Genomic DNA, 15,576 nt, shown 5'->3' on the forward strand with positions numbered 1-15,576 from the left:
CCCGCCGGGTCTGCGGCCGATTGTCGGCATCGGCCGCCACAATGGAGATATGAGCCAGCCGACGGGCATCGGAGGGCGGCCGTTCACCCCGGCCGCCGGTGCCCCCACCCCCGAGTTGCGCATCGCGCGCTTCCGCGGGCACGCGCGCCGGCTGACCTGGTCGGCGCTCGTGCTGATCGCGGTCGCCGGCGCGACCGGCTACCTCTGGGACAATCTTCCGGCCCCGCTGCAGAACTGGATGCTCCTGACAGCGGCCGCCATCGTCGTGCTGCTGCTGGTGGTGGTCCCGTTCGCCACGTGGTGGAGCCACGCGTACACGCTCACCACGCGTCGCATCATCGAGCGGCGCGGGGTCGTGCGGGTGCACCGTCGCGAGCTGTCGCACGTGCGCGGCTACACGATCGAGATGCGTCGCGGCATCGTGCAGCGGATGTGGGGGGCGGGCACGCTCACCCTCTCCGACGGCGTCGACGCGCCGCTGAAGCTCACCGACATCCCGAGCATCGCGCTCGTGCACGAGGCCATCGTCGACCAGGTCGAGGTGAACCAGATCCTCGCTCACCGCGACGCCTCGTCGATCCCGCTCAGCGCTCCGCCGCAGTGACCGCCGTGCACGGCGGCGTCGGTACGCGACAATAGGGGGGACGGAAGGAGCGGGATGTCCCTGCGAGTCGGAGTTGTGGGCGGTGGCCAGCTGGCGCGGATGATGATCGCCCCGGCCGTCGAGCTGGGCGTCGAACTGAGCGTGCTCGCCGAAGAGGAGGGCATGTCGGCGCGCCTCGCGACCGTGGCGGTGGGCGACTATCGCGACGCCGAGACGGTGCTCGCGTTCGCCCGCGGCGTCGATGTCGTCACATTCGACCACGAGCACGTGCCGCAGCCGGTGCTGCGAGCCCTCGTAGACGCGGGCGTCGCCGTGCACCCCGGCCCCGATGCGCTGCAGTACGCACAGGACAAGCTGCGCATGCGCGCCCGGCTCGACGAGCTCGGTATTCCGCAGCCGGACTGGGCCGCCGTGTCCGACGCCGCGGGCCTGCAGGCGTTCCTCGACGATCACGGCGGCCGCGCCGTGGTGAAGACGCCGCGCGGCGGCTACGACGGCAAGGGTGTCCGAGTCGTCCGGGCGGCCGCCGAGGCCGACGACTGGTTCGCCGCCCTCGCCGAGGACGCGCACGGCGGCGAGCTGCTCGTGGAGGAGCTCGTCGACTTCCGCCGCGAGCTGTCGCAGCAGGTCGCGCGCCGCCCGTCCGGGCAGGTGCGCGCCTATCCCGTCGTCGAGACCGTGCAGCGCGACGGCGTGTGCGCCGAGGTGATCGCGCCGGCCCCGCACGTGAGCGACCGCCTCGCGAACGCGGCCGCCGAGGTCGGCATCGGCATCGCCGAGGGCCTCGGGGTGACCGGGATGCTCGCCGTCGAGCTGTTCGAGACCATCGACGACCGCATCCTCGTCAACGAGCTGGCGATGCGCCCGCACAACTCAGGCCACTGGTCGCAGGACGGTGCAGTCACCGGCCAGTTCGAGCAGCACCTGCGCGCCGTGCTCGATCTTCCGCTGGGGGATGCCTCGCCCCGCCGGCGCTGGTCGGTCATGGTCAACATCCTGGGCGGACCGCGTGACGGCTCGATCGAGGACCGTTTCGCCGCCGTCATGGCCGCCCATCCGGACGCGAAGGTGCACACGTACGGCAAGGCGCCGCGTCCGGGCCGCAAGGTCGGCCACGTCAATGTCGTCGGCGACGACCTCGACGACGTCGCGTATGACGCGCACGCGGCGGCATCCTTCTTCGAAGGCTGACGCCCAGAAGCACGGTGGTCGAAACCGCGCCGTTGCGGGGTTTTCCAGGCATGCGGCCTAGCCTTGACGAGTGACTGGACCGCTTCACTCCTCTCTGGCGCCCGTCGTCGGCGTCGTCATGGGCTCGGACTCCGACTGGCGCGTGATGAGCGACGCCTCGCAGGCGCTCACCGATTTCGGCGTCGCGCACGAGGTCGAGGTGGTCTCGGCGCACCGCACGCCCGACAAGCTCGTGACCTACGGGCGCACCGCCCGCGCGCGGGGCCTGAAGGTCATCATCGCCGGCGCCGGCGGCGCCGCGCACCTGCCCGGCATGCTCGCGTCCGTCACCGCCCTTCCGGTCATCGGCGTCCCGGTGCCCCTGGCCACTCTCGACGGCATGGACTCGCTGCTGAGCATCGTGCAGATGCCCGCCGGGATCCCCGTCGCGACCGTCTCGATCGGCGGCGCCAAGAACGCCGGGTTGCTGGCCGCGCGCATCCTCGGCGCGGGCGACCCCGCGATCGCCGATCGCGTCGAGGCGTACGCGCGCGAGCTCGAGGCCCAGGTCGAGCAGAAGAACCGGCGGCTGAAGGACTCCCTGTGAGCGCGTCGGCCGCGCTCGTCCAGGAGCGCCCGCTGCGACACCCCGACGCGGGGTCGTCGCAGCTGATGTCGCGGCGCGGCTGGTGGCTGGTGATCGCCAACTTCCTGTTCCCCGGCTCGGCGCAGGTGCTTGCGGGCAACCGCCGCCTCGGCCATGTCGGGATCGTGGCGACGCTGATCATGTGGCTGCTCGTGATCGCCACCGTGGTCTCGGCGCTGATGTGGCGCATCGTCTTCCTCACCATCGCGTCGAACCCGGTCGCGCTGATCGCGGTCGAGGCGCTGCTGGTGGCCTATGTCGTGCTGTGGATCATTCTCACGATCGACACCCTGCGGGCGGTGCGGCTGGTCAAGACCGGCCCACGCGCCCGGTACGGAATCGCCCTGCTGTCGGTCGCGCTGCTCGTGGTCGCCGGCACCACCGCAGGCGCCGCGGTGAGCAAGACCGACGCGGCCCGCAACGCCCTGGGGACGATCTTCGGCGCGTCCGCGGCATCCGTCCCTCCCTCCGACGGGTACTACAACATCCTGCTGCTGGGCGCCGACAGCGGAAAGGGCCGCGACTCGATGCGATTCGACTCGATCTCGGTCGTGTCGGTCAACGCCGACACCGGAAAAGTGGTCATCACCGGCATCCCGCGCGACCTCGAGGGCTTCCCGTTCTCGAAGAACAGTCCCATGCGCAAGCTGTATCCGGACCTGCACGAGGGTCACGGCTCGCCCACCTGCGGATGGACCTCCGCGATCAACCAGCTCAACACCGAGCTGGACGTGTGCCGCGACGGCGCCAAGATCTACCCCGACGCGGTGAAAGAGGGGTCGACGCCGGGGGTCGAGGCGACGAAGGATGCCGCGGAGGGCCTGCTCGGGATCGACATCCCCTATTACGCCTTCATCGACATGGCCGGGTTCGCCTCGCTCGTCGACGCGCTCGGCGGCGTGGACATCACGGTGACCGAGCGGCTGCCCGAGGGCGGCGGGCCGAAGTATCCCGGCGAGCCGGTGGACAAGTGGGCCACGGGCTGGATCGAGAAGGGCCGCCAGCACATGGACGGCACGACCGCCCAGTGGTACGCCCGTTCGCGCAAGACGACCAGCGACTGGGACCGTATGAAGCGCCAGCGCCAGCTGCAGGAGGCCATCCTGAAGCAGTTCACCCCGACGACCGTGCTCAGCCGGTTCGAAGAGATCGCCAAGGCCGGCGAGCACCTCGTGAAGACCGACATCCCGCGCTCGATGCTCGGGTACTTCGCCGACCTCGGCATCAAGTCGAAGGGGCAGAAGGTCACCACGATCGAGCTGACGCCCGCGAACGACGTCGACCAGTTCACCCCCGACATCGGCTACGTGCACGATCTCGTGCACAAGGCGCTGCATCCGCCGTCGCCGTCGCCGTCGTCTTCGACGGGGAAGGGATGAGCCGTGACCGTTCTGCTGCGCGTCGTGCTCGACCAGGTGGTGACCCAGACCGACCCCGACCTCGCCATGGCTTCGCGTGAGCTGGCCGTCGCACTGGCCCGCTCGGCGCCCGCCGGCTGCGAGGTGAGCGCGATCGTCCCGTCCGGCCCCGACAGGTTCGGCCTGCCCGGCATCACCGAGGTGCGCCGGCTGGGCATGGGCCGGCGTGAGCTCGCGGCCGCCTGGCAGCTCGGAGTGACCGCCGGCGCCGGTGGCGGGCTCATCCACTCGCCGACGCTGATGGCCCCGCTCGCACGCCACGACCGCGCGAACGACCACGACCAGGTCGTCGTGACGCTCTGGGACCTGCACCCGTGGGAGTACCCCGACGAGCTCACCCGGCCCGCGCACGCCTGGTTCAAGACGATGCTCAAGCGGGTCCGCAAGCACGCCGACGCGGTGGTCGTCCCCACGCACGCGATGGCCGAGAGGCTGAACGGGCTGGTCGAGCTGGGCGCCCGTGTCCGCGTGATCGCGGGGGCTGCGCCGATGGGGTTCGGCGTGCCCGGCGACGCGGTCGGCAGGCGCCGCGCGCTCGCCGTGCCCGAGGCATTCCTGTACATCGCCGGCGATGCCGCGCCCTCGTCCGCGCTGTCGACCGCGTTCGCCGCCGTCGCCCGATCCGGCGTGGACCTGCCGATCGTGGTCGTGAACGCCCAGGACGGGCAGGAGCCCGCCATCGTCGAGCTCGCCGAGGCCGCCGGCGTCGCCGCCAACCGGGTGCACGTGCGCTTCGACCTGGACGCCGACGACCGCGCCGCGCTCCTGGACGCCTCGGTGCTGATGGTCGCCCCCTCACGGCGCAGCGGATTCCCGTGGCGCGTGGTCGAGGCGCTGGCGCTCGGCGTGCCGGTGGTGGCCGCGGCATCCCCCGATCATCGCGAGGTGATCGTCGACGGGGGACTGGTCGTCGGCGCGCCGGACGACGACGGGCAGGATGCCGAGGCCCTGGCCGCCGGGATCACACAGGCGCTCGCCTCCAACGCGTCGCTCGCGCGGCTGGGCGTGCTCGCCGCGGACCGGGGACGTGCCTTCTCGTGGCGCGAGGCCGCCGAGCGCGTCTGGCAGCTGCACGCCGATCTCTGAGCGCGCTTCCGGTCGCCGCGCGAGGGCGACATTCCGGTCGTCGAGAGAGGCCACCCGAAGGACGGCCGAGCCGAAACGACGTCGTCACGAATGACAACCATGTAATTCATTTTCGCGTATCGGCGTGTCATTCACGCAATTCTGAATCTCGAGTGGTAAACAGCGGCAACTTCAGTCACAATGTTCACATGTCTGCCGCGCGCCCCGCTTCTTCGCTCCCTCGTTCGCGATGGTTCATCCTCCTACTATCGGCATGCCTGGCCGCTGCCGTTATGGCGTTGGTCGCCCCCGCGCAGAGAGCGCAGGCAGCCGAGCTGCCGGCATCCATCATCGACGGGGGCTACATCATCTCGGACGCCGAGTTCTACAACTCGACGACGATGACCGAGGCGCAGATCCAGACGTTCCTCGACAGCAAGGTGCACGCGTGCGCGAGCGGCGCGACCTGCCTGGAGAACTATCGCGGCGACCTCACCGCTCAGTCCAAGGATTCATACTGCGCCGGGGCGACCGCGGAGAAGGACGTGACGGCTGCGCGCATGATCTATCGCGCCGCCATCTCGTGCAGGATCAACCCCAAGGTGATCATCGTCATGCTCCAGAAGGAGCAGGGACTGGTGACGTCGACCAAGCCCAGCGCCTGGAACTTCGAGCACGCGATGGGCCAGGCGTGTCCCGACACGACGGGCTGCTCGGCGGCGTCGGCCGGGTTCTGGAAGCAGGTGTACCTCGGGGCGCGGCAGATGCAGATCTACACGAAGTACCCCAACTCGTTCGGCTACCGCGCCGGTCAGTACAACACCATCAAGTGGGCGCCCTCGTCGGCGTGCGGCACCTCGAAGGTGCTGATCAAGAACCAGGCGACCGCGAACCTGTACAACTACACGCCGTATCGCCCGAACATCGCCGCTCTGGCCGCCGGTTGGGGAACCGGCGACTCGTGCTCGACCTACGGCAACCGCAACTTCTACAACTACTACGTCGCCTGGTTCGGCGGGGGGCTGCCCGCGTCGTCGGGCGCGCCCGCTCAGATCTCCGCATGCACCGTGCCCGCCTCGGCCGACATCTCGGCGCGCAACCAGGCCGCCACGGTCGACGTGCAGGAGCTGAACGCGCGGCGCGCGCCGACGACGCTGTGCGACACCGGCGTGTACACGCTCGACAAGGGCGCGAAGGTCACGATCACGGGCGTGTACGGCGCCTGGTCGCGCGTGAAGACGAGCACCGCGACGTCGTGGGTCACGAGCAGCTACCTGACCACGACCGCGACCACGCCGCCGCCGAGCAGCGCCTGCGCGCAGCCGGCCACCGTGACCGCCGCATCGGGCACGGCGGTGGTGACCGTCGCCGACCTGAACGCCCGGATCGCGCCGTCGACGTCGTGCTCCACCGGGGTGAAGACGATCACCAAGGGGCAGAAGTACGCCCGCACCGGAACGTCGGGCGTCTGGTGGCGCCTGAACATCGGCGGCACGCAGATGTGGGCCCACAGCGACTACCTCGCGCTGGAGGCTGCGGCGCCCGCGCCGACCACCACGCCGGCGCCCGCGCCCAAGCCGGCCCCGACGACGGCTCCGACCACCGCGCCGAAGCCGGCCCCGACGACCGCGCCGAAGCCGGCCCCGACGACCGCGGCGCCCAAGCCCGCGCCGACGACCAGCGCATGGACGAAGGTGGCGCTGAACCTGCGCTCGAGCGCGAGCCTGTCCGCCAAGGTGATCGCGGTGATCCCGCGCTCCGGCAAGGTGACGGTGCTGAAGAAGTCGGGCGGCTGGAGCCAGGTGAAGTACGGCACGCGCACCGGTTGGGTCTCGAACGCGTACCTGACGGCATCCGCGCCCAAGCCTGCCGCGTCGAAGCCCTCGACGCCGAGCACGACCGTGCAGAAGACCACCGCGGCGCTGAACCTGCGCTCGAGCGCGAGGCTGTCGGCGAAGGTGATCACGGTGATCCCGCGCTACGGCACCGTGAAGGTGCTGAAGAAGTCGGGCAGCTGGAGCCAGGTGAAGTACGGCACCCGCACCGGATGGGTCGCGAACGCCTATCTGACCCGGGCATCCGCGGCGAAGCCCGCCGCGAAGTCCGCCTCGACGACGACGCAGCGGACGATCGCGGCGCTGAACCTGCGCTCGAGGGCGAGCCTGTCGGCGAGGATCGTCACGGTGATCCGCCGCGGCGGCACGGTGACGGTGCTGAAGAAGTCGGGCAGCTGGAGCCAGGTGAAGTACGGCACCCGCACGGGGTGGGTCGCGAACGCCTATCTGAAGTGAGGGCGGGCGGTCCGGTCGCAGACGGTTCACAGCCGTCGGTCCACTAGCATGATGGGTGGCCCGACAGCGGATGCGTGCGGCCGCTAGGACACATACCCGTGACAACCACCATCGACAAGAGCGCCTTCGACACCCCCGGCACCGGCAGGGGTCTGCTCGACGTTTTCAAGTACCGTTACCTGCTGCGGCTGCTCATCGGCAAGGGCAGCTCGCTGCGCTACCGCAACTCGGTTCTGGGCTGGATCTGGTCGTACGTGCGACCGACGGTGCAGTTCCTCATCTACTTCCTCGTGATGGGGCAGATCCTCGGCATGCACGGGCGTGTCGAGGCGTACCCGATCTACCTGTTCTCGGGTCTGGTCGTCGTCAACCTCTTCAACGAGGCCTTCGGCACGACCACGCGCTCGATCGTCGACAACAAGGCGCTCGTGCGCAAGATCTACCTTCCGCGCGAGTTGTTCCCCATCTCGGCGGTCATCGGCTCATTCGTCCACTTCCTGCCGCAGGTCGCGGTGCTGCTGATCGTCTGCCTGCTGTTCGGCTGGCTCCCGTCGCTGATGTCGGTCGGACTGTTCGTCGCCGGAATGCTCCTCGTGCTCACCTTCGTGCTGGGGCTCGGTTTGTTCTTCTCTGCGCTGAACGTGCGGTTCCGGGACGCACAGAACTTCGTCGAGATCATCCGCACGATCGCCACGTGGTCGTCGCCCATCATGTACACGTGGGCGATGGTGCACGATCATACGCACCGCTTCCCGTGGCTGTTCGACGTCTACATGAGCAATCCGATCACGGTCGCCGTGGAGCTGTTCCACAACGCATTCTGGGCGAGCATCGTCCCCGCCGACAAACAGCTCGGCTGGCCCCCGAACTTCGGCTGGACCATTGTCGGCGCGGTCGGCGTGATCATCGTCGTCACCGTCGTCGGCCAGCTCGTGTTCCGCCGCTTCGAGCGCACCTTCGCCCAGGACCTGTGATGATCGTCGACGCCACCGCACCGCAGCCCAGCATCGTGTTGAACCACGTCTCCAAGTGGTTCAACAAGCGCTCGACACGCTCCTTCAAAGACGCATTCATCAACTGGATCAAGCGTCGGCCGGTGCGCACGCAGCAGTTCCAGGCGCTGAAAGATGTCTCGTTCACGATCAACGAGGGCGAATCGGTCGCCGTCATGGGCATGAACGGCTCTGGCAAGTCCACGACCCTCAAGATGGTCTCGGGCGTGCTGCGGCCGGATGCGGGTGAAGTCTTCACCAGGGGCCGGGTCGCCGGCCTCATCGAGGTGGGCGCCGGATTCCACCCGGATCTCACCGGCCGCGAGAACGTCTTCCTGAACGCCGCCATCCTGGGCATGAGCGAGAAGGAGACGAAGGAGCGCTTCGATCAGATCGTGGAGTTCAGCGAGATCGGGGAGTTCATCGACCAAGAGGTCAAGCACTACTCCTCGGGCATGTTCATGCGTCTCGCCTTCAGCGTCGCGATCCACGTGGAGCTGGACGTGCTGCTCGTGGACGAAGTGCTCTCGGTCGGCGACGCGCCGTTCCGCGCCAAGTGCAACGCGAAGCTCAAGGAGATGGCGTCGCAGGGCATCACGATGATGATCGTCAGCCACAGCGCCGGCCAGGTGAAGGAGCTGTGCACCCGCGGCATCGTGATCCGCAAGGGCGAGGTCGTCTTCGACGGTGTGATCGACGACGCGCTCGCGGTGCTCGAGGGTGCGGACCCGAAGACGATGCCGCGTCGACCGGTGCCGCACGTCGACCCGGCCGACGTCTGACGCCGAGTCCCGGTCCGTGAGCAGCACGCAAGTGGTCCGGCCGAGCCGCCGGCCGTCATTTCCGGGGATGGCCCGCCGTCCTGCCATGTGGTGGACGCTCATCGGCCTGCTGGCCGCAGGGGCGTTCGTGGTCCGGCTGTCGATCATGATGAACGGCGGGGGGCTACTCACGGTCGGCGCCTACGACGACGGGGTCTACTTCGCGGCCGCCGACGCGCTCGTGCACGGGCGGCTGCCGTACCGCGACTTCCTCTTCCTGCAGCCGCCGGGAGTGGTCCTCGCGGGCACGCCGTTCGCATGGCTGGGCACTCTGACGAGCGATGCCGTGGGCTTTGCCGCGTGCCGGATCGGCTTCATGGTCCTCGGCGCCGCGAACACGGTGCTGGTCGCGGTCGTCCTGCGCCGCGTCGGATACCTCACCGCCGCGATGGGAGGGGCGTTCTACGCGGCGACCTACGTCGCGGCGTACAGCGAGCGCAGCATCCTGCTCGAACCCGTCGGGACCACCGGGGTGCTCGTCGCCCTCGCGATCCTCGTGCGCCCCTGGCTGATGTCGCGCACGGGATGGGCCGTGCTTGCCGGAGCGGCGCTGGGCGTGGCCTGCGGATTCAAGATCTGGTACGTCGTCCCCGCGGTGATCATCGCAGTGGTCGCCAGGCGCGCCTGGTGGCGCGTGGTGGTCGGCGGCGTCATCGGCGCGGCCGCCGTGTGCCTGCCGTTCTTCGTCGCCTCACCCCGTCGCATGTTCCAGCAGGTCGTGCTCGATCAGGTCGGGCGTGGTCAGGCGGATGTCGCGTTCGTGCAGCGGGTGCGGGTCATCGTGGGCAACTTCTCCATCCCGGAACCGGATCCGGCGATCGGTCTGACGACCGACCACCTGGTGGGCGCGCTGGTCGTGTGTGCGGTCGTCGCCTGCGCGGTGGCGCTGACCGCACGTGGCGGGCGGCTGTTCGTCGTGCTGTTCGCGGCCGATGTCGCCATCCTCCTGCTGTCGCCGTCGTTCTATCCGCACTACGGTTCCCTCACCATGCCGATGCTTGCTCTGGTTGTGGGAGTCGCGGTGGGGCGCGTCGCGGCGCTGTTCCGATGGCGAAGCGTGCGCGGAGCGATCACGGCGGTCGTCATCGGGGCAGTGCTCGCCGCGAACCTGCCGCTGATCACTCGAGGATTCGGCATTCCGGTGCCCGTCGCGGGACTGGCACGGGCCGCGGATCGCGTGGACGGCTGCATCATGACAGACGACCCGACGATCCTTCCGGCCATGAACGCACTCAGCCGCAACCTGGCCGCCGGGTGCCCGCTGGAACCCGACCTGACCGGGTGGATCTATGCGGCCGATCGCTACACGGTCGACGGGCGGAACGTCGGCCGCTCGATGAACCCGAAGTGGCAGGCGCACGCCATCCGCTATCTCACGTCCGGGGCCGCCTACATCATGGTGTGGCCCCGCGGATACAGCGCCGCGACGCGGCAGCGGTTGGCGGCGGCGCCGGTGCTGTTCCATGAAGGGCAATGGACGCTGTACCAGACGGTGCCGACAGGGCGCTGAGCCGGCGGCGCTCCGCTCGTGCCAGTCGATCGAAACGGAATCGGCAGGATCCTCACGGGCGCGCGGAGATACGGTGGGCCGGTGATCACCACCACGCGTGATCGCCTCGACGGCGAGTCACCGGACGCGGGCCCCGACCTGTTCCGTGGCGCGGCCGCCCGCGCCCGACTCTGGTGGTCGCTCGTCGTCGCGATCGCGGCGGTCGGCTTCGCCGCCCGGTTGACGATCATGCTTCCGCGCGGTCTGACCAACATCGGAACCTACGACGACGGCGTGTACTACACGGTCGCCGACGCGCTGATCCACGGTCGCCTTCCGTACCGGGACTACCTGTTCCTGCAGCCGCCGGGCGTGGTGTTCGCCGGCGCGCCGTTCGCCTGGTTCGGGAGCATGTCGACCGATCAGCTCGGCCTGGTGGCCGCCCGCATCGCCTTCATGGTCGTGGGCGCGGTGAACACTGCTCTGATCACGGTTGTGCTGCGCCGGTTCGGGGTGCTCGCCGCTGTGGTCGGCGGGATGTTCTACGCCGTGGGCTACATGCCCGCGTATACCGAGCGCAGCCTGTTGCTCGAGCCGATCGGGACGACCGGCGTCCTGGTCGCGCTGGTGGTGCTCTCGCGCCCGGCGCTGCGCGTGCGGGGCGGCTGGCTCCTCATCGCCGGGCTCGCGCTCGGCGTAGCCTGCGGTTTCAAGATCTGGTTTGTCGCGCCGGCGGCGCTGATCGTCGCGGCCTTCGGCCGTGGATGGTGGCGGGTGCTGGCGGGCCTCGCCGCCGGTGGTGCGCTCGTCTATCTGCCGCTGTTCGTCCCGGCGCCGGCGCAGATGTTCCGTCAGGTGGTGCTCGATCAGGTTGCGCGAGGCGAGACATCGCAGACGCTGATGCAGCGACTGCAGGTGATCGTCGGCGACTACCGCGGCATCCGTGCGGGCCACGGCATCCCGATCTCCTCGGCCGGGATCTCGATCGTGCTGGCAGTGCTCATCGTCGTCGCGATGGGCGTCGTGCTGACGGTGCGCGGCGCTCGACTGTACGTGCTGCTGTTCGCCGTGAACGCCGCGATCCTGCTGTTGACGCCGGCGTTCTTTCCGCACTACGTCTCGCTGACGATGCCGATGCTGGCACTGGTGGTGGGCGTGGCGGTCGGACGGGTCTTCGGGCTGATCCCGCGGCCCGCCACACGGCTGACGGCGACCGCCGTGGTGCTGCTCGCGTTCGTCCTCGGCAACGCCCCGTATCTTCTCCACGGCGTGGGGCGGGCGATACCCGTGCCTGTGCAGCGGGCGGTGCAGCGCACTCCCGGCTGTCTCATGACCGATGACCCGACGATCCTCGCGGTAGGCGGCGTCCTCAGCCGGGAACTCGATCGCGGCTGTCCGCTCACGCCCGACCTGACCGGATGGGCGTACGACGCCGATCAGCGTGCGGTCGGCGGACGGGTGCAGCCGCTGCTCGACGATCCCGCGTGGCAGGGGCGCGCCGTGCGGTACCTGACCTCGGGATCGGCCGTCATCGTGCTGCGCACCCAGAGCCAGCTGACGCTCGCATCGCGGCACGCGATCCTCGGCGGACCGGTGCTCTTCCGGGACGGCGGCTACGTGATCCATGCCACGCGCTGACGGAATCGACGTGCGTCAGCGAGAGGCGACGTAGGCCGCCAGCCGGTCGGTCCACGTCGCCGGCGTGAACCCCGCCCGCTCGATCGATGCCAGGTCGAGGACGCTGTTGCGGGGGCGCGGGGCGACCGGCGCCGAGGCCGATGCGAAGTACTCATCGGTGCTCACCCCGGTGACCCGGCCGGGGTCGTGCCCGGTGAGCGCGAACACCCGGCGCGCGATGTCGGCCCAGCTCGCAGCCTGACCGCTGCCGGTGAGGTTGTATGTGCCGTACGGCGCACCGCACGACAGCAGATGACGGATGCCACGGGCTAGGTCGTCCGTGAAGGTCAGGCGTCCGATCTGGTCGTCGACGACGCGCGGGTCGACACCGCGTTCGGCGAGCGTCGCCATCGTGCGCACGAAATTGCCGCCCTCGCCGATCACCCACGAGGTGCGGACGATGTAGTGGCGGGGGATGGCCGATACGAGCGCATCGCCGGCGGCCTTCGTCTGGCCGTACACGCCCAGCGGGCAGACGGGGTCGTCCTCGCGGTACGGGCGCTCGGTCGAGCCGTCGAACACGTAGTCGCTCGAGACGTGCACGAGCGTGATGCCGTTCTGGGCCGCGACCCGGGCGAGCGCGGCCACACCCGCGACGTTCGTCGTCCACGCATCGCGTCGGCCGTCGGGCGTCTCGGCGGCGTCGACCGCTGTGTAGGCCGCGGCGTTGACGATCGTCTCGTAGTCGCGCCATCGGCGTGCCGTGGCCAACCGGGGTGAGGCGAGGTCGAGATCGGCGCGGGCCGCGTACTCGAGGTGGGCGGCGTCGCCGAACTCCGCGCGCAGCGCCCGGCCCAGCTGGCCGTTCGCTCCCACGACGAGCGTCTTGCGGGGCGGCACGGGAGCGACGTCGGCGAGGCGTGGGTGCGCGGCATCCTTCGCCGACAGCTCCGCGCGATCGAGCGGGATCGGCCACGCGATCGCGGCCGTCTCGTCGGCGAGGTTCAGGAACGTGTACGACGCGTCGGGCGACCAGTGGTCGTTCACGAGATAGGCGTATGCGGTGTCGGGCTCGAGTGTCTGATAGGCGTTGCCGACCCCGCGAGGCACGAAGATCGCGCGTGACGGATCGAGCTCGCACGTGAACACCGTGCCGAACGTCGCTCCTTCGCGCAGGTCGACCCAGGCGCCGAAGATGCGGCCGGTGGCGACCGAGACGTACTTGTCCCACGGCTCGGCGTGGATGCCGCGGGTCGTGCCGACCGCGTCGTTGAACGAGATGTTGTTCTGCACCGGGCCGAAATCCGGGAGGCCGGCGGCGACCATCTTCTCGCGCTGCCAGTTCTCCTTGAACCAGCCGCGGTTGTCGCCGTGCACCGGCAGCTCCCACACCACGAGTCCCGGGATTGGGGTGAACGTCGGCTGCAAGGCCTTGTCGTACTCGGTCATCACTGGCCCTTGCCGGCGTAGAACGCCTCGGTGGCGTCCTTCGCGGACGCCCACCATGCTTCGTGCGCGCGATACCAGTCGATCGTGGCGCCAAGGCCCGCTTCGAAGTCCTGGTAGCGGGGCCTCCAGCCGAGCTCGTCGCGAAGCTTGGAGGAGTCGATCGCGTAGCGGAGGTCGTGACCGGCGCGGTCGGTCACGTGGTCGTAGGCTGCGGCATCCTGCCCCATCATCGTGAGGATGAGCTCGATGACGGTCTTGTTGTCCTTCTCGCCGTCGGCGCCGATCAGGTAGGTCTCGCCGATGCGGCCGGACTCGAGGATCGTGAGCACGGCCGAGGAGTGGTCGTCGGCGTGGATCCAGTCGCGCACGTTGTGCCCGGCGCCGTAGAGCTTGGGCCGGATGCCGCGGATCACGTTCGTGATCTGTCGGGGGATGAACTTCTCGACGTGTTGATAGGGGCCGTAGTTGTTCGAGCAGTTCGAGATCGTCGCCTGCACACCGAACGAGCGCACCCAGGCGCGCACGAGCAGGTCGGAGCCGGCCTTGGTCGACGAGTACGGCGACGACGGGTTGTAGGGGGTGTGCTCGGTGAACCGGGCGGGGTCGTCGAGCTCGAGGTCGCCGTAGACCTCGTCGGTGGAGATGTGGTGCAGCCGGGTGCCGTGGCGGCGTGCGGCCTCGAGCAGCGTGTACGTGCCGACGATGTTGGTGTCCAGGAAGGGCCGCGGGTCGTGCAGCGAGTTGTCGTTGTGCGATTCGGCGGCGTAGTGCACGACGGCGTCGGCGTCGGCGAACAGCTCGTCGACCAGGGCGGCGTCGGCGATGTCGCCCTTCACGAACCTGACCCGGTCGGCGGGCAGGCCCTCGAGCGATGCGAGGTTGCCGGCGTAGGTGAGCTTGTCGAGCACCGTGACGTGGTGGTCGGTGTGCTCGACGACGTGGTGGACGAAGTTCGAGCCGATGAAGCCGGCTCCGCCGGTGACCAGCAGACGGGTCATGCGCGTCCTCTCTTGAGCAGGTCGAGCAGGTAATCGCCGTAACCGGACTTCACGAGCGGCTCGGCGCGCTCGCGCAGCTCGTCGTCCGTGAGGAATCCCTGCCGCCACGCGATCTCTTCGGGGCAGCCGATCTTCATGCCGGTGCGGCGCTCCATCGTGCGCACATAGTCGCCCGCGTCGGTCATCTGGTCGAACGTGCCGGTGTCGAGCCAGGCTGTGCCGCGGGGGAGCACCTCGACCTGCAGGGCGCCGCGGGCGAGATAGGCGCGGTTGACGTCGGTGATCTCGTACTCGCCGCGCGCACTGGGACGCAGGCCGCGGGCGATCTCTATCACGTCGTTGTCGTAGAAGTACAGGCCGGGTACGGCGTAGTTGCTGGCCGGGTGCTGCGGCTTCTCTTCGAGCGAGACCGCGGTGCCGTTCTCGTCGAAGGACACCACGCCGTACGCCTCGGGGTTGGCGACCCAGTACGCGAACACGGCGCCTCCCTCGACGTCGCCGTAGCGCTTCAGCTGGCGTCCGAGGCTCGGACCGTACAGCAGGTTGTCGCCGAGGACCAGGGCGACCTTGTCGCCGGCGATGAAGTCCGCCCCGATCGTGAACGCCTGCGCGAGCCCGTCCGGCGAGGGCTGCTGGGCGAACGTCAGCGACACGCCGAACTGCGACCCGTCGCCGAGCAGACGCTGGAAGAACGCGGCATCGTGCGGGGTGGTGATCACGAGGATGTCGCGGATGCCGGCGAGCATCAGCGTCGACAGCGGGTAGTAGACCATCGGCTTGTCGTACACCGGGATCAGCTGCTTGGACACGCCCAGCGTGATCGGGTGCAGGCGGGTGCCGGACCCGCCGGCCAGGATGATGCCCTTCACCCGCCCATCCTTTCAGATCGGCCGCCTGCCGTGCTCTCACAGGAAATCGATGGGGCGATCTCCTAAGCTCGGCTGAGTGACTGTATCTGAAAAGCCCGACCTTCGCGCGCACTCAGATACCAGGAGGGCCCGCGAGGGTCGCGCAGC

The 15,576-nt window shown here is 69.3% G+C and carries 13 protein-coding genes; 10 read left to right on the forward strand and 3 right to left on the reverse strand.

Annotation, left to right across the window (positions count from 1 at the left end; genetic code table 11):
• Nucleotides 1-49 precede the first annotated feature (49 nt).
• The 10 genes from AC3RX0_RS01700 (at nt 50) to AC3RX0_RS01745 (ending at nt 12,134) form a co-directional block, all read left to right on the forward strand.
• Nucleotides 50-604: a PH domain-containing protein gene (locus tag AC3RX0_RS01700; protein WP_491504213.1), complete on the forward strand. Its 555-nt coding sequence runs from the start codon at nt 50-52 to the stop codon at nt 602-604.
• Between the two features lie 54 nt (nt 605-658).
• Entirely contained in the window at nt 659-1,795 is a 1,137-nt protein-coding gene (locus tag AC3RX0_RS01705; RefSeq protein ID WP_491504214.1) for a 5-(carboxyamino)imidazole ribonucleotide synthase, read from the forward strand.
• Between the two features lie 118 nt (nt 1,796-1,913).
• Nucleotides 1,914-2,381: a 5-(carboxyamino)imidazole ribonucleotide mutase gene (gene purE, locus AC3RX0_RS01710; protein ID WP_491505351.1), complete on the forward strand. Its 468-nt coding sequence runs from the start codon at nt 1,914-1,916 to the stop codon at nt 2,379-2,381.
• Nucleotides 2,378-3,799 (forward strand): LCP family protein, encoded by a 1,422-nt coding sequence (locus AC3RX0_RS01715; protein ID WP_491504215.1) that lies wholly within the window; start codon nt 2,378-2,380, stop codon nt 3,797-3,799. The genes purE and AC3RX0_RS01715 overlap by 4 nt, the downstream gene beginning before the upstream one ends.
• Before the next feature lie 3 nt (nt 3,800-3,802).
• On the forward strand, nt 3,803-4,924 hold the full coding sequence (locus tag AC3RX0_RS01720) for a glycosyltransferase (RefSeq protein WP_491504216.1): 1,122 nt from the start codon (nt 3,803-3,805) through the stop codon (nt 4,922-4,924).
• A gap of 272 nt (nt 4,925-5,196) precedes the next feature.
• Nucleotides 5,197-7,194: an SH3 domain-containing protein gene (locus AC3RX0_RS01725; protein WP_491504217.1), complete on the forward strand. Its 1,998-nt coding sequence runs from the start codon at nt 5,197-5,199 to the stop codon at nt 7,192-7,194.
• A gap of 98 nt (nt 7,195-7,292) precedes the next feature.
• On the forward strand, nt 7,293-8,168 hold the full coding sequence (locus AC3RX0_RS01730; protein ID WP_491504218.1) for an ABC transporter permease: 876 nt from the start codon (nt 7,293-7,295) through the stop codon (nt 8,166-8,168).
• On the forward strand, nt 8,168-8,968 hold the full coding sequence (locus tag AC3RX0_RS01735; RefSeq protein WP_491504219.1) for an ABC transporter ATP-binding protein: 801 nt from the start codon (nt 8,168-8,170) through the stop codon (nt 8,966-8,968). The genes AC3RX0_RS01730 and AC3RX0_RS01735 overlap by 1 nt, the downstream gene beginning before the upstream one ends.
• 67 nt (nt 8,969-9,035) lie before the next feature.
• Nucleotides 9,036-10,517 (forward strand): glycosyltransferase 87 family protein, encoded by a 1,482-nt coding sequence (locus tag AC3RX0_RS01740; RefSeq protein ID WP_491504220.1) that lies wholly within the window; start codon nt 9,036-9,038, stop codon nt 10,515-10,517.
• 81 nt (nt 10,518-10,598) lie between these two features.
• Entirely contained in the window at nt 10,599-12,134 is a 1,536-nt protein-coding gene (locus AC3RX0_RS01745; protein ID WP_491504221.1) for a glycosyltransferase family protein, read from the forward strand.
• 15 nt (nt 12,135-12,149) lie between these two features.
• Here AC3RX0_RS01745 and AC3RX0_RS01750 read toward each other — a convergent pair whose 3' ends face one another.
• Genes AC3RX0_RS01750 through rfbA form a run of 3 tightly spaced genes read right to left on the reverse strand, consistent with a single transcriptional unit; the run spans nt 12,150 to nt 15,429 of the window.
• Nucleotides 12,150-13,562, reverse strand: a complete 1,413-nt coding sequence (locus tag AC3RX0_RS01750) for a sugar nucleotide-binding protein (RefSeq protein WP_491504222.1) — start codon at nt 13,560-13,562, stop codon at nt 12,150-12,152.
• Entirely contained in the window at nt 13,562-14,560 is a 999-nt protein-coding gene (gene rfbB, locus AC3RX0_RS01755; RefSeq protein WP_491504223.1) for a dTDP-glucose 4,6-dehydratase, read from the reverse strand. Before rfbB ends, AC3RX0_RS01750 begins: the two co-directional genes overlap by 1 nt.
• Complete coding sequence (rfbA, locus tag AC3RX0_RS01760; protein ID WP_491504224.1) at nt 14,557-15,429, reverse strand: glucose-1-phosphate thymidylyltransferase RfbA; 873 nt, start codon at nt 15,427-15,429, stop codon at nt 14,557-14,559. Before rfbA ends, rfbB begins: the two co-directional genes overlap by 4 nt.
• Between the last annotated feature and the right edge of the window lie 147 nt (nt 15,430-15,576).

The organism is Microbacterium sp. W1-4-2, from assembly GCF_058349885.2.

Bases quoted from the DNA above. Each gene is read 5' to 3' on its own strand.
- AC3RX0_RS01735 (WP_491504219.1), top strand. From the start codon at position 8,168: ATGATCGTCGACGCCACCGCACCGCAGCCCAGCATCGTGTTGAACCAC.
- purE (WP_491505351.1), top strand. From the start codon at position 1,914: ATGGGCTCGGACTCCGACTGGCGCGTGATGAGCGACGCCTCGCAGGCG.
- AC3RX0_RS01740 (WP_491504220.1), top strand. From the start codon at position 9,036: ATGGCCCGCCGTCCTGCCATGTGGTGGACGCTCATCGGCCTGCTGGCC.
- AC3RX0_RS01705 (WP_491504214.1), top strand. From the start codon at position 659: ATGTCCCTGCGAGTCGGAGTTGTGGGCGGTGGCCAGCTGGCGCGGATG.
- AC3RX0_RS01700 (WP_491504213.1), top strand. From the start codon at position 50: ATGAGCCAGCCGACGGGCATCGGAGGGCGGCCGTTCACCCCGGCCGCC.
- AC3RX0_RS01750 (WP_491504222.1), bottom strand. From the start codon at position 13,562: ATGACCGAGTACGACAAGGCCTTGCAGCCGACGTTCACCCCAATCCCG.
- AC3RX0_RS01725 (WP_491504217.1), top strand. From the start codon at position 5,197: ATGGCGTTGGTCGCCCCCGCGCAGAGAGCGCAGGCAGCCGAGCTGCCG.
- rfbB (WP_491504223.1), bottom strand. From the start codon at position 14,560: ATGACCCGTCTGCTGGTCACCGGCGGAGCCGGCTTCATCGGCTCGAAC.